We start from the raw sequence: 19,858 nt of genomic DNA, 5'->3' as shown, positions 1-19,858 counted from the left end.
GGGTATTCAGACCAAACGGCTGGCGTGGCCGGCCCAGTAGCGATCGCGCAGCAGGCGCTTGTAGAGCTTGCCGGTGGGGTGGCGCGGCAGCTCGGCCTCGAAGTCGACCGAGCGCGGACACTTGATGTGCGACAAGTGCTGCTGGCAAAAGGCGATCAGCTCGGCCGCCAGGGCCGGGCCGGCCTGGGCCATGTCACGGGGCTGCACCACGGCCTTGACCTCTTCGCCGAACTCTTCGTTGGGCACACCGAGCACGGCGGCGTCCATCACCAGGGGGTGGGTGATCAGCAGGTTCTCCACCTCTTGCGGGTAGATGTTGACCCCGCCCGAGATGATCATGTAGGCCTTGCGGTCGGTCAGGTACAGGTAGCCCTCGGCATCCACATGGCCCACATCGCCCAGCGTGGTCCAGCCCTGGGCGTTGGTCGATTCGGCGGTCTTGGCCGGGTCGTTGTGGTAAGCGAAGGGCTTGCCCTCGGCAAAGTACACGGTGCCGGTCTCGCCCGCAGGCACGGGCTCGCCGAACTCGTTGCAGATGCGCAGCTGGCCGATCACGGCACGGCCCACGGTGCCGGGGTGGCTCAGCCAGTCGGCCGAACCGACCAGGGTCATGCCATTGCCCTCGGTGCCGGCGTAATACTCCCACAGCACCGGGCCCCACCAGGCGATCATCTGCTGCTTGACCGGGATGGGGCAAGGTGCTGCGGCGTGGATGGCCACCCGCAGCGACGACACATCAAAGGCCTGGCGCTGCGCCTCGCTGAGCTTGAGCAGGCGTACGAACATGGTGGGCACCACCTGGGTGTGGGTGATGCGGTGCTGCTGCACCGCGGCCAGGTAGCGCTCGGGGTCGAAGTGCTCCATCACCACCACGGTGCCGCCCAGGCGCATCACGCTCATGCAAAAGCGCATGGGGGCCGCGTGGTACAGCGGCGCGGGCGACAGGTAGACCGTGGAGGCGTCCATGCCGAACACGCGCTGGCAGATGCCGGTGAGGGCCGGCACGGCCTCGACCTCGGGCGAATCGGGCGGCACGAACACACCCTTGGGGTAGCCGGTGGTGCCCGAGGAGTACAGCATGTCGCCGCCGGCGCTCTCGTCGGCGATCGGCGTGGCCGGCTGGGCCGCCAGCGCCGCTTCATACGACTCAAAGCCCGGCACCGTGCCGTCCAGCATCAGGCAGGTGTGCACGCTGGGCATCTGGCCCAGCAGCTCGCTGGCCTGGGCGGCCAGGGCCTGCGAGCTGACCAGCAGGCGCGCCTGGCAGTTGTCGAGGATGTAGGCCGCCTCGGCCACCTTGAGCCGCGTGCTCATCGCGGTATAGATGATGCCGGCGCGCTGGGCGCCCCAGCACAGCTCGAAAAAGCGCAGCTGGTTCTCCAGCAGCAGCGCGATGTGGTCGCCGGCCTTCAGGCCGCGTGCGCGCAGCAGCTGGGCCACCTGGTTGGCGCGGGCGTCGAGCTCGGCATAGCTCAGGCGCTGGCCGCTGTCGGCCATCACCAGGGCGGCTTTGTCGGGCTGGGTGCGGGCATGGACTCGGGGATGCATCAGAGGGCCTCCTGAAAGTTGAAAAGCGCTTCAGGCGTGCTGCCAAGGCGCTCGGTCACCGGCTTGAAAAACAGACAACCGGCACTTTGAAATTGACGTTTGGCGAAGCACAGAGGCAGTCGGTCGAAAAGCAGATGTGATCGGCGCTGAGCCCGCGCACACTTCGCCCCATCTGCTGTTGAAACCCCTGATCTGCCATGCAACTCACACCCACCATCGCCATCCACCTGAGTGCTGCCCTGGGCGCCCTGGCCCTGGGCCCGGTCGCGCTGTGGGCCCGTCAGGGCCGCACGCAACGCCCCTGGCTGCACCGCGCCGCGGGCTACGCCTGGGTCACGCTGATGCTGATCACGGCCACCTCGGCCCTGTTCATTCGGGATTTCAGCCTGCCCAACTGGGCGGGTTACACCCCGATCCATCTGCTGGTGCCGGTGTGTTTCTCGGGTCTGTTCGGGGCCTTCTGGTTTCTGGCCCGGCGCAACATCAGCGGCCACCGGCGCTGCATGCAGTCGCTGTACTGGATGGCCTGCGTGGGCGCCGGCGTGTTCACGCTGCTGCCCCAGCGCTACCTGGGCCAGCTGGTGTGGGGCCAGTGGCTGGGCCTGCTGTGAGCGACGGAGCCGAAGGGTGGACATGGCGGGCCAGGCAGCTCAGAGCGTGCGCGAGATCAGCTCTTTCATGACCTCGCTGGTGCCACCGTAGATGCGGTTGACGCGCGAGTCCACGTAGGCGCGGCAGATGGGGTACTCCATCATGTAGCCGTAGCCGCCGTAGAGCTGCAGCAGCTCATCGAGGCAGCGGCCCAACTCCTCGGTGCTGAAGAGTTTGGCGATGGCGGCCTCCTGCAGGCTGAGCTTGCGCCGCAGGTGCTCGGCCAGGTACTGGTCCACCATCATGCGCACCGCGGTGGCGCGGGCCTTGATCTCGGCCAGCTTGAAGCGGGTGTTCTGGAAGTCGAACAGGGGCTTGCCGAACACCATGCGCTCCTTGGTGTAGCGGATGGTCTCGGCCAGCATGGCCTCGAGCTTGGCGGCGGCACCGATGGCGATGATCAGGCGCTCCTGGGCCAGCTCGGTCATCAGGTAGCTGAAGCCCTTGCCCTCTTCGCCCAGCAGGTTGCTCACCGGCACGCGCACCTCGTCAAAGAACAGCTCGGCGGTGTCGGCGGCCTTCAGGCCCATCTTGTCGAGCTTGCGGCCCTTGCGAAAGCCCGGCCGGTCGGCCTCGACCAGGATCAGCGAGGTGCCCTTGGCGCCCAGCTCGGGCTGGGTCTTGGCCACCAACACCACCAGGTCGCAATTGAGGCCATTGCTGATGAAGGTCTTGGCGCCGCTGATCACATACTCGTCGCCCTCGCGGCGGGCCGTGGTGCGGATGGCCTTGAGGTCGCTGCCGGCGCCGGGCTCGCTCATGGCGATGGCCAGGATGGTCTCGCCGCTGGCGCAGCGTGGCAGCCACTGCAGCTTCTGCGCCTCGGTGCCCAGGCGCTCGATGTAGGGCGCGATGATGTCGGAGTGCAGGTGAAAGCCCGGGCCGCTGGCACCCGCACGGGCCACCTCTTCGACCAGCACGGCGCAGTGGCCGAAGTCGCCCCCGGCGCCGCCGTAGTCGGGGCTGATGGCCGTGCACAGCAGGCCTTCGCGGCCGGCCTTGAGCCAGGTCTCGCGGTCGACCCGGCCGGCCTCGTCCCACTCGGCCTGGCGCGGCAGGCATTCGCGGGCCACGAAGCGGCGCACCGTCTCGCGGTAGGCCTCGTGGTCGTCGCGGAACAGGGTGCGCGGAAAACTCAAGACGCTTTGCTCATCCATGAAAAGCTCCTCAGGGGCGACCGCCGCCGCACACCAGCACCTGGCCGCTGACGTAGTTCGACTCGGGAATGCAGAACAGGTACACCGCACCGGCCGCCTCTTCGGGCGTGCCGCCACGGCCCAGGGGGATCAGGGCTTCGGCGTTCTTCAGGATCTGCGGGTTCACGCCCACCTTGATCTGCTGGCCGGCAATGTCGATGCTGGCGCCGGCGGTGGCGTCGGCCTCGGTCAGCCGGGTCTTGATCAGGCCGAAGGCCACGCTGTTGACGTTGACCTTGTAGCGCCCCCACTCCTTGGCCATGGCCTTGGTGAGGCCATTGATGCCGGCCTTGGCGGCCGCGTAGTTGGCCTGGCCCGCGTTGCCGTACACGCCCGAGGTGGACGAGATGTTGACCACCTTGCGGAACACATCGCGCCCCTCTTCGCTCTCGCGCCGGTTGGCCTCGCGGATGAAGCCCGAGGCGGCGCGCAGGATGCGAAAGGGCGCGGTCAGGTGCACGGCCAGCATGGCGTCCCACTGCTCGTCGCTCATCTTCTGCACCACGCTGTCCCAGGTGTAGCCGGCGTTGTTGACGATGATGTCCAGCCCGCCATAGGTGCTGACCGCGGCCTCGACAAAGCGCTCGGCAAAGCCGGCCTCGGTGACGCTGCCCACGCAGGCCAGGGCGCGCCCGCCGGCGGCCTCGATCTCGGCCACGGTCTGGCGGGCCGGGGCCTCGTCCAGGTCGTTGATGACCACGGCCGCACCCTCGCGGGCCAGCTTGAGGGCGATCTCGCGCCCGATGCCCCGGCCCGAGCCGGAGACCAGGGCCACCTTGCCCGCCAGTTTGTTCGATGCGTTGCTCATGTGCGCTTTCTTCAGAGGTTCCAGGGTCAGGGCAAGGCGATCACGGCCTCACCGGCCAGCTTGATCACGCCCTCGGCGTTGGTGGTGCTCAGGGCCAGGCGCACGCAGCGCTCGCCCTGGCGTTCAAACTTCTCGGTGATGTGACCCGCGCAGCGGATGCGCTCGCCCACCTGGGTCATGGCGGCAAAGCGCACGCTGTACTCGCGCAGCGCGCTTTGCGGCACCCAGTTCGTGAGCAAGCGGGCCAGCCAGGCCATGGACAACATGCCGTGGGCGATCACGTCGGGCAGGCCGGCGGCCTTGGCAAAGTCGATGTCGACGTGAATGGGGTTGTGGTCGCCCGAGGCGCCGCAGTACAGGGCCAGGGTGTGGCGCGTCAGCGGCGGGGTTTCGAAGGCCGGCAGGGCATCGCCCACGTGCACCTGGTCGAAAGAGGGAAGCGTGCTCATCTCAGGCTCCTGGCTGGTTGCGGATCACGGTCACGGCGCGCAGTTCGGCCACCAGTTCATCGCGCTGGTTGCGCACGCGGGTGCCGCGCACCACGAACTCCAGCGCCCCGCCCTTCTTGTCGTAGATGTCGTCGATGCGCTGCTCAAAGCTCAGCGTGTCGCCCGCATAGGCCATGCGGTGGTAGGTGAAGCCCTGCTCGCCGTGCAGCAGGGTGCGGTAGTCCATGCCCAGCAGGTCGCGGATGGCGGCCGGGTCGGGCGACTCCATCTCCAGGCAGAACAGAAAGGTGGGTGGCACCGGCAGGCCGGGGTGGCCGGCGGCGCGGGCAGCAGCCTCGTCGCTGTAGACCGGGTCGGTCTGGCCCGTGGCCTTGGCGAAGTAGCGCAGGCGACCGGCCTCGACCACGGCGCTGAAGCGGGGCATCACATGCCCGATGAACTTCTTGTCGATCATGGTGCGTGCCCCTTCAAACGGCTTGGTACAGGGTGACCACGCAGGCCCCGCCCAGGCCCAGGTTGTGCTGCAGGGCCAGGCGGGCGCCCTCGACCTGGCGCTGCTCGGCCTGGCCGCGCAACTGCCACACCAGCTCGGTGCACTGGGCCAGGCCCGTGGCACCCAGCGGGTGGCCCTTGGACAACAAGCCGCCCGAGGGGTTGGTGACGATGCGCCCGCCATAGGTGTTGTCGCCGTCGAGGATGAACTTCTCGGCCGTGCCCTCGGGGGTCAGGCCCAGGGCCTCGTAGGTGATGAGTTCGTTGGCGGTGAAGCAGTCGTGCAGCTCCACCACGTCCAGGTCTTCGGGGCCGATGCCGGCCGCCTCGTACACCTGGCGTGCGGCTGCCGCGCTCATGTCGTAGCCCACCACCTTGCGCATGTCGTCGCTCTCGAAGGTGCTGGGGGTGTCGGTGGTCATGGCCTGGGCGGCGATCACCACGCGCTGGTCGAGCTTGTGGCGCTTGGCAAAGTCGGCCGAGCACACCACCGCTGCAGCGGCCCCGCAGGTGGGCGGGCAGCACTGGAAGCGCGTGAGCGGGTCGAACACGGTGGCCGAGGCCATCACCTCGTCCAGCGTCAGGGGCTGGCGGAACAGGGCCAGCGGGTTGCGTGCGGCGTGCTGGCGCGCCTTGACCGAGATGCGGCCAAAGGTGTCGGCCCGGGCGCCGTACTGGCGCATGTAGTCGCGCCCGGCGCCACCGAAGAACTGCGCGGCGCGCGGGGTCTGGGGCTCGTAGCCCTGGTGCGCATCCATGGCCTCGGCAAAGCGGGCCATGGGCGAGGGGCGGTCGTCCCAGGCGCCCTTGAGCGCGCCGGGCTGCATCTGCTCGAAACCCAGCGCAATGGCGCACTCGACCATGCCGCTGGCCACCGCCTGGCGCGCCAGGAACAGCGCGCTCGACCCGGTGGAGCAGTTGTTGTTCAGGTTGAAAACCGGGATGCCGCTCAGGCCCACGCCGTAGATCGCGGCCTGGCCGGCGGTCGAATCACCGTACACATAGCCCACATAGGCCTGCTGCACCAGGGCGTAGTCGACCTTGGCATCGTCCAGGGCCAGGCGGGCGGCGCGGGCGCCCATCACGGTGTAGGGCTCGCTGGCCCCGGGTTTGGTGAAGGGGATCATGCCCACGCCCACCACATGGACGGCACGTTGCGACGCTTGAACAGCACTCATGGAGGTCTCCTGCGGGCCCAACTCGGGCCCAGGGTTCGGGAAAGCGGAAAGCGGAAAGCGGAAAGCGGAAATCGAAGGCCGATGCCGGCGGCTACTCGATGGCAATGCGGGCCTCGCGCACGATGCGCTCCCACTTGGGCAGGTCGTTGCTCAGCACGGCCTGCAACTGCTCGGGCGTGCCGCCCACCGGCGTCAGGCCCATGGCCTTGAGGCGGCCGCTGAGTTCGGCCCCCGCCACGATGCGCTGCACCTCGGCCGCCAGCTTGTCGACGATGGGGCGCGGTGTGCCGCCGGGCAGAAACACGCCAAACCAGCCGTTGGATTCAAAGCCCTTGAGCCCCTGCTCGCCCAGGGTGGGCACCTCGGGCAGCGACGGGTGCCGCTGGGTGCCGGTGATGGCCAGCACGCGGATGCGGTCCGAGCGCAGGTGCGGGGTGATGGAGGTGGCGTCGACAAAGGCCGAGTCGAGCTGGCCGCCCAGCAGGTCGTTCACCTCGGGGCCGGCACCCTTGTAGGGCACCGAGATCAGCTGGATGCCCGCGGCCATCTTGAGCAGCTCGCCATGCATGTGCGAGGAGGTGCCGTTGCCATAGGTGCCGTAGTTGAGCTTGCCCGGCCGCGCCTTGGCCAGGGCAATGAACTCGGCCAGGGTCTTGGCCGGCGAACTGAACGGCACGATGAACAGATCGGACGAGGTGGCCAGTTGCGACACGGGGGCGAAGTCGCGCAGCACGTCGTAGGGCACCTTGGCATAAAGGGCTGGCGACTGGATCATGGCCGTGATGCTGACGAGCACGGTGTAGCCGTCGGGCGCGGCCTTGGCCACGATGTCGTTGCCCAGCATGCCGCTGGCCCCGGGCTTGTTGTCGACCAGCACCGGCTGACCCCAGCTTTGCGCCAGCTGGGTGGCCAGGATGCGGGCCAGGATGTCGGTGCCCCCACCCGCCGGGTAAGGCACCACCAGACGGATGGGCTTGGCCGGATAGGCCTGGGCAAAGGCGGAGCCCCCGCCTGCAGCCAGCCCCATGGCCGCGAGGGCCTGCAAGGCTGATCGACGTGAAACGCGCATGTCTTGTCTCCTGGTTTTGAGGACCCGACCCGCTTCTTCGAGCGGATTCAGGCCTTCAGTTTGCGCATTTCAGGAGAGCAGGCCAATCGCGGATTGAGCCAATCTGATTGGCAGAAAATACCAAGGGCCGCGTTCAGGGCACCGTGCACCAACAGGCTGGTGCAACGCGCTTTACGCAACAAGCACTGTCTCCAATTTGGAAATATTGCGTTGCCGGCAAGAAAACAAGGTCGGTGGCAGAATGCAACGCACACCTGGCCCAGCGATGGCACACCGGGTCAAAAATCCATCCAATCCCATTGCCGAGTCCGCAGCATGAACCTGAACGATTTGCTCAAGTGGCGCTATGCCACCAAGAAGATGAACCCGCAAAAGGCCGTCCCCCAGGACAAGGTCGACAGCATCATCGAAGCGGTGCGCCTGACCGCCACCTCCAGCGGCCTGCAGCCCTACGAGCTGATCGTGGTGACCAACCCCGAAGTGCGCGAGAAGATCAAGGCCATCGCCTGGAACCAGGGCCAGGTCACCGACGGCTCGCACCTGATCGTGTTTGCCGCCTGGGACAACTACACCGCCGATCGCATCAACCACATGTTCGACCTGACCAATGACGAACGTGGTTTCAAGAACGAAGGCTGGGAAGCCTACCGCGCCAAGCTGCTGGCGCTTTACCCCGGCCGTGACGCCGAAGCCAACTACCAGCACGCCGCCCGCCAGGCCTACATCGGCCTGGGCACCGCCCTGATCGCCGCTGCCGCCGAAGGTGTGGACGCCACCCCCATGGAAGGCTTCGACCCCGCCGCCCTCGACGAGATCCTGGGCCTGCGCGCCAAGGGCCTGCGCAGCGTGATCATTCTGCCGCTGGGCTACCGCGAAGAAGACAAGGACTGGCTGGTCAACCTGAAGAAGGTGCGCCGCCCGAACACCCAGTTCGTGAGCGAAGTGAAGTAAGCACAGCGCTCCGCTGATGCCCTGACGGCCCGTGCCCGCCCCTGTGGTGGTCACGGGCCGTTTGTTTTGGGGCTTGGCTTTTAATCAAAAAATGGGCATCGGTGCCAGAAATCATCGAATTTCTTGAAACCTAAGCGTTTTTTTGATGAGCGACCGTTTTTTAATCGTTTCTCAAAATGCCCGACTGTCGCGTCAGCGAAATCGACTGGCCACCAAAGGTCGCCACAATGACGATCCACTTGGTCCCCAGGAATGCACCCATGTCAGACACCCTCACGCCCCCCACCTGGCCCGACGCCCACGCCAGCGACCCACGGGCCCTGGGCTGGATGCAGGGCTCGCCGCCGCCGGCCGACAAGACCATCCGGTTTGACGACGGCAGCTTTCTGCGCTTTCCGCAGCTGCGCTGGAGCCTGAGCCACCTGCGCGAGTTTGTGCCGACCACGGCGATCGAGCGCGCACCTGGCGCCCCCAGTGCGTTGCCGCTGGCCCTGCGCGATGACCTGGATGCCCTGCGCTTCACGTCCATGCCCGGTGAAGCGATGAGCTGGCGCGAGGCGCTGCTGCGCACCTACTACGACGGCATCCTGGTGCTGCACCGGGGCCGTGTGGTGCAGGAGGACTACTTTGGCGAAGGCGCTGCTGATCGGGGCCATGCGCTGTTCTCGGTCACCAAATCCTTTGTCGGCACACTGGCCGCCATGGACGTGCACCAGGGCCGGCTCGACCCCCAGCAGCCCGTGGCCGAGCTGCTGCCCGAACTGCGCCACAGCGCCTATGGCACGGCCAGCGTGCGGCAGGTGATGGACATGCTGATCGGGCTGGATTATTCGGAAGACTATGCCGACCCGCAGGCCGGCATCTGGGATTTCTCGCGCGCCGGCGGCCTGCTGCCCCGCCCCGAGGGCTATGCCGGCCCGCTCAGCTATGGCGAGTTCCTGGCCACGCTGCGCCAGCAGGGCGAGCATGGCACCGCCTTTGCCTACAAGACCGTCAACACCCAGGTGCTGGGCTGGCTGCTGGAGCGCCTGCATGGCCAGCGCCTGGCCACGCAGATCTCGCAGCGGCTGTGGCAGCCCCTGGGCACGGCGCACGACGCGGCGATTTCACAGGACGCCACGGGCGCGGCCTTCGGCGGCGGCGGCATGAGCGCCACCGTGCGCGATCTGGCCCGTTTTGGCGAGATGATGCGCCTGCGCGGCCGCTTCAACGGCCGTCAGGTGGTGCCCGAGGCGGTGGTGGCCGACATCGAGGCCGGCGGCCAGCGCAGCCACTTTGCCCAGGCCGAGGGCTACCGCGCCACCTTGCCGGGCTGGTCGTACCGCAGCATGTGGTGGGTCAGCCACAACGCCCATGGCGCCTACATGGCGCGCGGCGTGCACGGCCAGTGCATCTACATCGACCCCGCCGCCGAGATGGTGATCGTGCGCACCGGCTCGCACCCGGTGGCCAGCGGCGTGGGCAACGACCCGATCACGCTGCCGGCCTTCGCGGCGGTGGCCGAGGCGCTGATGCGGGGCTGATCCGGAACGGGCATCCGCCGAGGCCTCAGTGCGGCAAGGCCCGGGTCGCCAGGTCCGACACCCCGGCCTCGGCGTGCGGCCGCAACAGGGTCTGCCGGTACACCCCCGGGGCCAGGCCGGTCCAGCCCTTGAAGGCGCGGTGAAAAGTGCTGGCCTCGGAGAAGCCCAGGCGGTTGGCGATGTCCAGCAGCGTCAGCTCGGGCTGGCCCAGGTACTCGATGGCGGCATCGCGGCGCAGGTCGTCCTTGATGGCCTGGTAGCCCAGGCCCTCGTCGCGCAGGCGCCGGCGCAGGGTCTGCGGGGTCATGGCCAGGTAGTCGGAGACGAATTCGAGCGAGGGCATCTCGCCCGCCAGGTGGCGCCTCAGCAAGCGGCGGATGCGCTCGCTCAGGCTGGTCTGGTCGCGGTAGCGGATCAGCAGGCTGGCCGGCGCCTGGCGCAGAAACTCCTGCAGGCTTTGCGGCGTCTGCACCACCGGCAGATCCAGCCAGCGGGCCTCGAAGCGAAAGCCCACCCAGGGGTGGTCGTACACCACGGGTGCCTGGAACAGGCGCCCCGCATCGCTGCTGTAGCCCTGGTCGATGGGCCGGTACATCACCTCCAGCACCGGGATGCGGCGCGCCACCAGCCACGAGGCCAGCCCGTAGGTGAAAAAGCAGAAGGTGCGGTCGGCGTAGCCTCGCTCCAGGGCCCGCTCGCCCTGCCCCACCAGGCGCACGGCGGCCTGCCCCTCGTGCACCACCAGGCGGGGCACGAAGTCGGGCAGCACGCGGTGGTAGTAGGCCAGGCCGGTGCGCAAGGCCTCGCCCAGGGTGCGGCATTGCACCAGCAGGCGGCACATCTGGGCAAAGTGGCCCAGCGGCACAGGCTGGCTGCACAGGCCCCACAACTCATCGCGGGTGCTGCGGCTCAGCAGCTTGATCAGCGCCGCATACTGGGCCTGCGTGACGCGCGACAGCGGCGAATCCAGCAGCGCCGGCACGATGCCGGCGCGGCGCAGCAAGGCCTGCACATCGACGCCACGGCCACGCACGCCCTGCAGGATCTGGCTGACCTGCAGGATGGCAATGGTGTGTCGGGTCACCTCGGTCGATGGCATCAGTCGAGTTTAAGGCCCAGTTCCTGCACGAACACCTTCTCACGCGCGGTCTGTTCCGCGGCGTAGCGGGTGTAGTCCTCGGCACTCAGGTACAGGGGCACCTGGTCGTTCTGCTCCAGCGCGCGGTTGAAGCCGGGGTCGGCCATGGCCTTGCGGAAGGCGTCGTGCAGCACCTTGACCACTTTCGGGTCCATGCCCCTGGGGCCGGCCAGGCCGATGGGCGAATTGACCACCAGGTCAAAGCCCAGTTCGCGCAGGGTGGGCACCTCGGGCCAGCGCTTGAGGCGGCTCTCGCCCAGGGTGGCCAGCACCCGGGCCTTGCCCGACTCGGCCAGCGCGCCCCAGCCCGGGTCGGAGATGACCATCAGGTGCCCACCCAGCAGGGCCGCCGTCTCTTCGGCCATGCCCTTGTAGGGGATGAAATTGAACTGCACCCCGGCCGCCCGCGCCAGGCGCTCCATCGCGATGTGGCCGCTGCTGCCGCGCCCCGTGCTGCCGAAGCTGATGGCGCCGGGCTGCTTGCGTGCATCGGCCAGCAGGTCTTGCACGGTCTTCCAGGGGGCGTCCTGGCGCACCACCAGGCCGTTGGTGTAGCCGGTCAGGCAGATCAGGTAGCTGAAATCGGCCACCGGGTCATAGCTCACCTTCATGAGGTGGGGCAGGCGGAACAGCGTGGCCGCGATCAACGCGATGGTGTAGCCGTCGGGCGCGGCGCTCTGGGCCATGGCGGCCGGCCCCAGGGTGCCGCCCACGCCGGGACGGTTGACGATGACGATGGGCTGACCCAGCTCACGCTGGGCCGCCAGCGCCAGGGCGCGCAGCTGCACATCCGTGGCCCCGCCGGGCGGGAACGGCAGGATCAGGGTGATGGGTTTGCTGGGGTAGGCCTCGGCGGCCTGCAGCGCAGGGGCCATGGTGAGGCAGCCCAGTGCGGCCAGCAGGGCCCCCATCACGGCGCGGCGGGCCAGCGGGCGCGCACGCCCTGTCCAGAATCCGGTCTTCATAGGCTTGTCTCCTTGGTTTTTATCCTGGGCGGGCCGAGGGCCCTGCCCGCTGATTCAGACGGGCCCCGCTCAGGCCACGGCCCCTTGGGCGCGCAGGGCCTCGATCTCACCGGCGCTGTAGCCGGCCTGGACCAGCACGGGGTCGGTGTGCTCGCCGGGCCGGGGCGCCGGTTGCCGCAGGGCAAATTCATAGCCGCTCATGCGCACCGGGCAGGCCAGCTGGCGCTGCCCTTCAGGCTGCTGCAGCACCATGCCCCGGGCCTGGAACTGCGGATGCTCCAACGCCTCTTCGAGTTTCAGGATCGGGGTGACACAGCAGTCCACGCCCGCCAGGTGCTCGGCCCACCAGGCCAAGGGCTGGCTGCCGATCAGGGCTTGCAGCTCGGCACGCATCTGCTCGCAGCCGGCCGGCGTGGCGGGCTGGTGACGGGCCTGCCACTCGGGCCGGCCGACGTGCTGGCAGAACAGGTCCCAGAACTTCTTCTCGAGGGCTGCCACGGCCAGGTGCCCGCCGCAGGCGGCCGTGTACACCGCATAACAGGGCAAGGCCCCGGTCAGCTTGCCCTGGCCCACCGGGCTGGTGTGGCCCTGGGTGTTGACCGCCGCCAGCGGCAGCACGGCATGGGCCAGCACCCCGTCGGCCACGGCGATGTCGACATGGCGCCCCAGCCCCGTGCGCTGGGCATCGAACAAGGCGGCCAGGATGCCCATCACCGCGGTCATGCTGCCCCCCAGCAGATCGGCCACCGGCACGTTGGACAAGGCGGGCGGCTGGCCGGGTTGCCCGATCTGCTCGGCCACGCCGGCCAGGCCGGCGTAATTGAGGTCGTGGCCCGCCGCGTCACGCAGCGGGCCGGTCTGGCCGTAGCCGGTGAGGCTGCAATAGACCAGGCGCGGGTTGATGGCGGCCAGCGCCGGGTAGCCGGCGCCCAGGCGCGCCATCACGCCCGGGCGAAAGCCCTCGACCAGCACATCGGCCTCACGCGCCAGGCGCTGCAGCACGGCCAGGCCCGCCGGCTGTTTCAGATCCAGGCGCAGGCCCAGCTTGTTGCGGTTGACCAGTTCGCGCACGGCAGGGGCCGCATAGTCACCGGCTCCGGTGTCCTCGATCTTGATCACCTCGGCCCCCAGATCGGCCAGGTGCAAGGTGCACATCGGCCCAGGCAGCAGGCGCGTCAGGTCGAGCACGCGCACGCCCGCCAAGGGGGCCGCCTGGGCCGGGCTGGCAGAGGTCACGGGTGGAGCAAGGGTCGGAGTCATGGCGTCGCGTGGGTGAATAACCAGCCCAGTCTAGGCAGCCCTGCCCGCCCCCTGCAATGGCCGAGCCGATCAAAGCCATTGGCCGGAACGTTCAGTTCGACAACGAACAAAAAAGGCCGGGAAAACCAGCAGATGTGAAACTCTCGGGCTCTGTAAAGGCTTCGTATACTGTTGTGCGAACCGCCTGTCGCCCAAGGGCTTGACCAGGCGACACACCATTGATCTGCCAGAAAGCCACCCTTTGTCTGCACTCGACGCCCGGTCGATCATGATGCTGTCGGGCCTGCTGGCCCTGCTGATGTCACTGGTGCTGATCTTCATGCGCCGCAGCTACCCACGCCATCTGCGTCAAGGCCTGGGTTTGTTGACCTGCGCGCCGCTGTTGTGGTGCGCCAGCACGGTGCTGTTCGGCCTGCGCGGGCACCTGCCGGATCTCTTCTCGGTGGTGCTGGCCAATGAAGTCCTGATGGGTGGCGTGCTGGCCTACCACGTCGGCAATCAATACTTTTTCACGGGCCAAGCGCGCTGGAAGGGCTGGACCCTGGTGGTGCTCGGCTGCCTGCCTGTGATGGCCTGGTTCACCTGGGTGTCGCCCTCGTACGACGTGCGACTGATCCTGTTCACCAGCCTGATGGGTGCGCTGTTTCTGACCCAGATGCGCTTCATGATGCGTCAGCCCACCAGCTTCAGCCAGACCGTGGTGGTGCTGGTGCTGGGTCTGCAAAGCACCATCCTGGGCGCCCGCCTGATCAGTGTCTTGCTGGGGCACGCGGGTGAAGGCCTGATGGAGCCCGGCCTGATGCAACTGGCCTACCTGTCGGGCAATGCCGTGGCCATCCTGATGCTGACCGTGGGTTCGGTGCTGTGCGCCACCGAGCGGCTGCGCATCGAGTTCGAGCACCTGGCCAGCCACGACACCCTGACCCAGGCCCTGACACGGCGTGCCGTGCTGCAGCGCGCCGAAGAGGAACTGGCCCGGCTGCGCCGCAACGGCGACCCGGTATCGCTGATGATGCTGGACCTGGACCATTTCAAGGCCATCAACGACCAGTTCGGCCACCAGCAGGGGGACGCCGCGCTGATCGAGTTCACCGCGCGCACCCGCCGCATGCTGCGCCAGACCGACCTGCTGGGGCGCTATGGCGGCGAAGAGTTCCTGGTGCTGCTGCCCGGCACCGATGCGGCCACCGCCCTGGGGGTGGCCGAGCGCGTGCGCCAGGCCCAGCCGGTGCCACCGGCCCTGGGCTGCACGGTGAGCATCGGCGTGGCCACGGCCGTCGAGCCCGGAGAATCGATTGACGCCTTGCTGGCACGCGCCGACAAGGCGCTCTACCAGGCCAAGAACGATGGCCGCAATTGTGTGCGGGCGGGTTGATCAAGCCTGCTGCTGCGACACCCCGGCGGATTCGAAGCTGGCCATCTCGGCCAGCACCCGGCAGGCGGAATCGAGCAAAGGCCAGGCCAGCGCCGCGCCCGAGCCCTCGCCCAGGCGCAAGCCCAGGCTCAGCAGGGGCTCGGCCTGCAACTGCTGCAGCATCAGGGCATGGCCGCGCTCACCCGACTGGTGCGCAAACACGCAGCGCTGGCGCACCGCGGGCGCCAGTTCGCAGGCCAGCAGCACGGCGGCCGTGGTGATGAAGCCATCGACCACCACCACGCGGCGCTCGGCGGCGGCCTGCAGCACCGCGCCCACCAGGGTCACCACCTCGAAACCACCGAAGGCGGCCAGGGCACGCAAGGGCTGGTCGCGGCCGATGTCGGCGTGGCGCGCCATCACCTGCTCCAGCACGGCCACCTTGCGGGCCACGCCAGGTTCGTCCAGGCCCGTGCCGCGGCCTGTGCACTCGGCCACCGGGCGGCCGCTGGCCCACGCCAGCAGCAAGGAGGCCGACGAGGTGTTGCCAATGCCCATCTCGCCCAGCAGCAAGGTGTTGCCGGGCAGGCCGGCCAGCACCTCACGGCCCTGGCGCAGCGCCTGCTCGCATTGGGCGGCCGTCATGGCTGGGCCGTCGACCGCGTCGGCCGTGCCGGGGGCCACCTTGCGCAGCAACAAGCGCGGCGCGCCCGGCACCGGATCGGGACGGGGCTCAAAATCGCGGCGCACGCCGCAGTCGACCACGGTCAGGGCCAGGCCATGCTGGCGGGCCAGCACGCTGACAGCCGCGCCACCGGCCAGAAAGTTCTCGACCATCTGCCAGGTCACGTCCGCCGGGTAGGCCGACACCCCGCGCGCCGCCAGGCCATGGTCGCCCGCGCAGACCAGCATCTGGGGCTGGCGCAGGGCGGGGGCCTCGCTGCCCAGGATCTGGCCCAGCTGCAGGGCCAGCGACTCCAGTTGCCCCAGGGCGCCCAGGGGCTTGGTCTTGTGATCGATCAGGTGCTGCAGGCGCGCGGTGAGCGCGGCATCGTGCAGATCGGGCACGTCAGGGATCAAGGGCAAGGTGGAGGGGGTGGCCAGGGACATGGATGAACTCAAAATTGCGCAAAACCCGCATTGTCCTCCCCCGACAGCCCGGGCCCGGCGGTCTGACAAGGCGACAATCGGCGGCCATGCCTGCGCTGCCGCCCTCTATTCCTGCCTCTGCCATCCCGCCCCCGCCGCGCCGCCCCGGCCTGCGCACCGTGCAGGGCAGGCTCACGCCCTGCCTGACGCTGCAGACCCTGGGCCGTGGCGACGGGCTGCTGGGCCTGTGCCGCGACGGCGTGTTCGGCCCACGGGCCGATCAAGTCACGGTGGCCTGGGTCGACTGGCTGTACCTGGTGAACGAGCAACCCTTGTGGCAGACGCCGGCCCCGCGCAGCGTGCTGGGCCAGCGCCCGCTGCCCACCGAACGCCTCACCGACGCCAGCGGCCAGGCCGTGCTGCTGCACCGCGACCTGGCGGCCGAGGCCCAGGCCACCGATCGCCTGCGCAACCTGGGCCTGCACCCGCTGAAGGCGGACACCTTGCAGTGGCGCTCGCCCGAGGCCGAAGCCCAGGCCTGGCCCGAGGAGCGCGCCCTAGGCCTGTGGTCCCTGCCCCAGGAAGAAGCCTTTGGCGACTTCTGGGCCGATGAGGTGCCGCTGCTGCAGGCCGCCGGCTGGCGCGTGGTGGTGAAACCCGGCTTTGCCCACCAGAGCGTGCCGGTGGAGGCCTGGCGCCTGCTGATCGAGCCCGACACCGGCGAGGTACTGGGCCGCCAGGTGGTCGGCCCGCTGGGCCAGCGCCCCCTCGAGCCGGCCCCGCTGGGCCTGCCGGCGCGCAGCGGGACCTGGTTCATGACCCTGGGTGTGGTGATCGAAGGCCAGACGCTGGACCTGGGGCCCATCCTGGCCGACCTGCTGCGGCGTGACGCCCGCTGGCTGAGCACAGAGCGCCTGCGCGCCATCGACGACCTGAGCGTGGTGACGCTGCGCGCCCCCGGCGGCAAGCGGCTGGAGGCCCCCGCCGGCACCCTCAAGCCCATCGTGGCCGCCCTGCTCGACCTGCTGAGCGACCCGCGCCAGGCCGCCGGCCCCTGGCGCCTGCAGGCCTGGGACCTGCCCCGGCTGGAGCAGCTGCGGGCCCCGCTGGAGGCCAGCGGCACAGCGACGCCCCCCGCCCCCGTGCCCTGGCATGTGCAGGGCGAAGACAGCCTGGGCCCCTGGGTGCAGCGCCTGCGCCAGGCCGGCAGCCCGCCGCCCGTGGCCGCGCCCGCCGGCTGGCCCCTGCCCTTGCGCCCCTACCAGTTGCAGGGCCTGGCCTGGCTGCAATACCTGCGCGAGCACGGCCTGCACGGTGTGCTGGCCGACGACATGGGCCTGGGCAAGACGGCGCAGACCATTGCCCACCTGCTGCTGGAGCACCAGGTCGGGCGCCTGCAACAGCCCGCCCTGGTGGTGCTGCCAGCCTCGCTGATCTTCAACTGGCAGCTCGAACTGCAACGCCTGGCCCCCGGCCTGCGCGTGCTGACGCTGCACGGCAGTGAACGGGCCGAGCACTTTGCCCACCTGGGCCAGTACCAGGTGGTGCTGACCAGCTACGCCCTGGCCTGGCGCGATGTGCGGGCCCTGCGCGAGCAAGCCTGGCAATGGGTGGTGCTGGACGAAGCCCAGATGGTCAAGAACGCCGACAGCCGCAGCGCCCGGGCCCTGCGCCAGTTGCGGGCCGAACACCGCCTGTGCCTGACCGGCACCCCGCTGGAGAACCACCTGGGCGAGCTGTGGTCGTTGTTCGACTTTCTGATGCCGGGTTTTCTGGGCACGGCACGGCATTTTCAGCAGCACTGGCGCAAGCCCATCGAGGTCAACGGCGAGACCCTGCGCGCGCGCCTGCTGGCGGCGCGGGTGCGGCCTTTCATCCTGCGCCGGCGCAAGGACCAGGTGGCCACCGAGCTGCCGCCCAAGATCGAGATCACCCGCAACGTGACGCTGCAGGGCGTGCAGCGCGAGCTGTACGAAAGCGTGCGCGTGGCGGCCGACCACCTGCTGCGCCGGGTGCTGCAGCGCCAAGGCTTTGCCAGCTCGCAGATCACCATCCTGGATGCCCTGCTCAAGCTGCGCCAGGTGTGTTGCGACCCGCACCTGGTACCCGGCCTGCCCGTGCCCGCCGACCTGCTGGGCGCCAAGCTGGAAGACCTGCAGACCCTGTTGCCAGGGCTGGTGGACGAAGGCCGGCGGGTGCTGGTGTTCTCGCAGTTCACCGGCCTGCTGGCCCGGGTGGGCGAGCTGCTCGACGCCCAGGGCATCGCCTGGCTGCGCCTGACCGGCGACACCCCGGTGGCCGAGCGCGGCGCCCTGGTGCAGGCCTTCCAGGCCCAGCAGGCCCCTGTGTTCCTGATCAGCCTGAAGGCTGGCGGCACCGGCCTGAACCTGACCGCCGCCGACACCGTGATCCACCTCGACCCCTGGTGGAACCCCGCCGTCGAACAACAGGCCACCGACCGCGCCCACCGCATCGGCCAGACCCATAGCGTGTTTGTGTACCGGCTGGTGGTACAGGGCAGCATCGAAGAGCGGATGCTGACCTTGCAAAAGCGCAAAGCCCAGCTGGCCGAAAGCCTGCTGGGCAGCGACCCCGCCGAGGCGGGCAAGTTCAGTGCGACGGAGCTGGAGGGTTTGCTGGCGCCGCTAGACGCTGAGGCCGGCTGAACGCCGGCCTGCTCCTCAAATGCCGCGTTCCTTGCGGTAAGCCGTGCGCGCCGCGAAGGCGGTGTTGGCAAAGTCGGAGAACACGCCGTCCACGCCAGCGCGGTAGAAGGTCAGGTATTCGGCGGTCGGGTCACCCTTGTAGAAGCCGGCCAGGTACTTCTGCTCGTTGCGGAAAGTGTAGACGTGCACAAACAAGCCGGCCGAATGGGCATCGTTGATCAGGCTGGTGGGGGTGACCGAGTTCACGTCGGCCAACGAACCGGTGTAGCCGGCGGTGGTTGGGAACGGCGACACCTTGAGGGCCATGACCTGCGGCTTCCAGGGACCGATGCCGTCGGCATAGGTCTTGATCTCGGCCAGGCCGGCGGGGGTCAGCATGGCGCCGAAATAGCGGCCATCGCCATTGACGGTCCAGCTGTAAGGGCGGCCATCGACGAAGTTGTACTCGTCGTTGGTCTGGTAGATCATTTCGCCCGTCTTGTAGTTGACGTCGTTGCCGTCGATCAGCTGCACCACGCGGGTGTTCAGGCCGATCGAGCGCATGTACTTGAGGCTGGCCGGGTCGAAGGACTGCACGAAGATCGGCGCGGTCTTGCTGTTCAGGTTGTTGTCCTTGATCAGCTTGACGATGGCGTCTTCAAACGGGTGGGTGCCGGTACCGCAGCCGTTGGCAATGGCCTGGGCGTTGTTCCAATAGGGGTTCTTGGCCTCGGGGTAGACCGTGAGGGTGCGACCGGTGCTGGCGCTCTTGGCCTTGGCAATGTCGATGATCTCCTGCATGGTCAGGATGGGGTACTTGCCATTGAGGGCGGTGGGGCGCTCGTTGCGGGCATCGTAGGTGGTGCCACCCAGCCACTGCTTGAGTTCGGCCACGGTGAAGTCGGTGATCGACCAGTCACCGGTGTGGTCCTCGCCATCCACCACCAGCGACTTGAGCACCGACTTGGGGTCGCTGCTGGTGCGGTCGCTCAGGTAGGTGGCGGGGCCGCCATACTGGGCCAGCGAATAGGTCACCGGCACCTGCACACCCGGCACGGTGCGCTTGCGGGCCGCCACCACGGCGTTGGTCTGCGCCACGGTGCTGATGTTGGTGTTGTCGCTCAGCCAGGGGTTGTGGCGGGCCACCAGCACGCAGTCCTTGGTGAGGTGCAGGTCTTCTTCCAGCGAGTCGGCACCGGCATCGGCCGCGCCTTCGTAGGCCGGCTGGGTTTCTTCGGGGTACAGGCCAGGCAGGCCGCGGTGGCCGATCACCAGGGGCTGACTACCGTCCAGGGTGTTGAAACCGAAGATGTTGGGGCCACTGTCGCCACCACCACAGGCCGAGAGGCCCAGCAGGCCGACCAGCAGGCTCAGGGTGAAGCCGGTTTGCAGGCGGCGTGTCGGGGTCGATGTGTTTTTCATGATCTATTTCCTCGCTCCATGGACAAAACACCATGCTGAAAGCTGCGTGTGACAGCGTGATGTAAATGCCGTGTAAATCCAACAAGGCGGGCGCCTTTGGCCTGCAACAGCGTGAAGGCA

Annotated in this window: 17 protein-coding genes; 5 read left to right on the top strand and 12 right to left on the bottom strand. The window is 68.5% G+C overall.

The features are described from left to right. Positions 1-6 precede the first annotated feature (6 nt). Positions 7-1,548 carry an AMP-binding protein gene (locus F624_RS0104875; RefSeq protein WP_019573147.1) on the bottom strand — a complete coding sequence of 514 codons (1,542 nt, stop codon included), beginning with the start codon at positions 1,546-1,548 and terminating at the stop codon, positions 7-9. Between the two features lie 197 nt (positions 1,549-1,745). Here F624_RS0104875 and F624_RS0104870 point away from each other — a divergent pair, with 197 nt between their 5' ends. Continuing rightward, positions 1,746-2,159, top strand: a complete 414-nt coding sequence (locus tag F624_RS0104870) for a DUF2306 domain-containing protein (RefSeq protein ID WP_019573146.1) — start codon at positions 1,746-1,748, stop codon at positions 2,157-2,159. Positions 2,160-2,198: 39 nt separating this feature from the next. Here the strand turns inward: F624_RS0104870 and F624_RS0104865 are convergent, their stop codons facing one another. The 6 genes from F624_RS0104865 to F624_RS0104840 all read right to left on the bottom strand — a co-directional run bounded on the left by F624_RS0104865 (position 2,199) and on the right by F624_RS0104840 (position 7,391). Beyond that, the gene (locus F624_RS0104865) at positions 2,199-3,356 is read right to left on the bottom strand and encodes an acyl-CoA dehydrogenase family protein (protein ID WP_031254130.1); all 1,158 of its coding nucleotides are present in this window, start codon (positions 3,354-3,356) and stop codon (positions 2,199-2,201) included. Between the two features lie 10 nt (positions 3,357-3,366). After that, complete coding sequence (locus tag F624_RS0104860; protein WP_019573144.1) at positions 3,367-4,203, bottom strand: SDR family NAD(P)-dependent oxidoreductase; 837 nt, start codon at positions 4,201-4,203, stop codon at positions 3,367-3,369. Positions 4,204-4,229: 26 nt separating this feature from the next. Continuing rightward, positions 4,230-4,652, bottom strand: coding sequence for a MaoC family dehydratase (locus F624_RS0104855; RefSeq protein WP_019573143.1), 423 nt, complete (start codon positions 4,650-4,652; stop codon positions 4,230-4,232). Position 4,653: 1 nt separating this feature from the next. After that, positions 4,654-5,106, bottom strand: coding sequence for a MaoC family dehydratase N-terminal domain-containing protein (locus F624_RS0104850; protein ID WP_019573142.1), 453 nt, complete (start codon positions 5,104-5,106; stop codon positions 4,654-4,656). A gap of 13 nt (positions 5,107-5,119) precedes the next feature. Next, positions 5,120-6,322 (bottom strand): lipid-transfer protein, encoded by a 1,203-nt coding sequence (locus F624_RS0104845; protein WP_031254128.1) that lies wholly within the window; start codon positions 6,320-6,322, stop codon positions 5,120-5,122. Positions 6,323-6,413: 91 nt separating this feature from the next. After that, positions 6,414-7,391 carry a tripartite tricarboxylate transporter substrate binding protein gene (locus F624_RS0104840; RefSeq protein ID WP_031254126.1) on the bottom strand — a complete coding sequence of 326 codons (978 nt, stop codon included), beginning with the start codon at positions 7,389-7,391 and terminating at the stop codon, positions 6,414-6,416. Between the two features lie 315 nt (positions 7,392-7,706). Here F624_RS0104840 and F624_RS0104835 point away from each other — a divergent pair, with 315 nt between their 5' ends. Both F624_RS0104835 and F624_RS0104830 read left to right on the top strand, forming a co-directional pair. Next, positions 7,707-8,342, top strand: coding sequence for an NAD(P)H-dependent oxidoreductase (locus tag F624_RS0104835; RefSeq protein ID WP_019573139.1), 636 nt, complete (start codon positions 7,707-7,709; stop codon positions 8,340-8,342). A gap of 260 nt (positions 8,343-8,602) precedes the next feature. Continuing rightward, complete coding sequence (locus F624_RS0104830) at positions 8,603-9,865, top strand: serine hydrolase domain-containing protein (protein WP_019573138.1); 1,263 nt, start codon at positions 8,603-8,605, stop codon at positions 9,863-9,865. A 25-nt stretch (positions 9,866-9,890) separates the two neighbouring features. On the opposite strand, the gene F624_RS0104825 is transcribed toward F624_RS0104830, so the two are convergent. The 3 genes from F624_RS0104825 to F624_RS0104815 all read right to left on the bottom strand — a co-directional run bounded on the left by F624_RS0104825 (position 9,891) and on the right by F624_RS0104815 (position 13,228). Continuing rightward, a complete protein-coding gene (locus tag F624_RS0104825; protein WP_019573137.1) occupies positions 9,891-10,964 on the bottom strand; it encodes an AraC family transcriptional regulator in 1,074 nt (357 codons plus the stop codon). Next, positions 10,964-11,968: a tripartite tricarboxylate transporter substrate binding protein gene (locus F624_RS0104820; protein ID WP_019573136.1), complete on the bottom strand. Its 1,005-nt coding sequence runs from the start codon at positions 11,966-11,968 to the stop codon at positions 10,964-10,966. Before F624_RS0104820 ends, F624_RS0104825 begins: the two co-directional genes overlap by 1 nt. Positions 11,969-12,037: 69 nt before the next feature. Next, positions 12,038-13,228, bottom strand: coding sequence for a CaiB/BaiF CoA transferase family protein (locus F624_RS0104815; RefSeq protein ID WP_051107317.1), 1,191 nt, complete (start codon positions 13,226-13,228; stop codon positions 12,038-12,040). A 241-nt stretch (positions 13,229-13,469) separates the two neighbouring features. Between F624_RS0104815 and F624_RS0104810 the strand changes: the two genes are divergently transcribed. Then, positions 13,470-14,603, top strand: coding sequence for a GGDEF domain-containing protein (locus tag F624_RS0104810; protein WP_245573559.1), 1,134 nt, complete (start codon positions 13,470-13,472; stop codon positions 14,601-14,603). Here F624_RS0104810 and cobT read toward each other — a convergent pair whose 3' ends face one another. Next, positions 14,604-15,692 (bottom strand): nicotinate-nucleotide--dimethylbenzimidazole phosphoribosyltransferase, encoded by a 1,089-nt coding sequence (cobT, locus tag F624_RS0104805; RefSeq protein ID WP_019573133.1) that lies wholly within the window; start codon positions 15,690-15,692, stop codon positions 14,604-14,606. An 86-nt stretch (positions 15,693-15,778) separates the two neighbouring features. Here cobT and F624_RS0104800 point away from each other — a divergent pair, with 86 nt between their 5' ends. Next, positions 15,779-18,337, top strand: a complete 2,559-nt coding sequence (locus tag F624_RS0104800; protein ID WP_019573132.1) for a DEAD/DEAH box helicase — start codon at positions 15,779-15,781, stop codon at positions 18,335-18,337. A gap of 15 nt (positions 18,338-18,352) precedes the next feature. Here F624_RS0104800 and F624_RS0104795 read toward each other — a convergent pair whose 3' ends face one another. After that, the gene (locus F624_RS0104795) at positions 18,353-19,738 is read right to left on the bottom strand and encodes a glycerophosphodiester phosphodiesterase family protein (RefSeq protein WP_019573131.1); all 1,386 of its coding nucleotides are present in this window, start codon (positions 19,736-19,738) and stop codon (positions 18,353-18,355) included. Positions 19,739-19,858 lie beyond the last annotated feature (120 nt).

It is taken from the genome of Curvibacter lanceolatus ATCC 14669 (assembly GCF_000381265.1).
Classification (GTDB): Bacteria; Pseudomonadota; Gammaproteobacteria; order Burkholderiales; family Burkholderiaceae_C; genus Curvibacter; species Curvibacter lanceolatus.
Note: the sequence above shows the minus strand (reverse complement) of the source record. Positions and strands in the feature narration are given on the sequence as shown.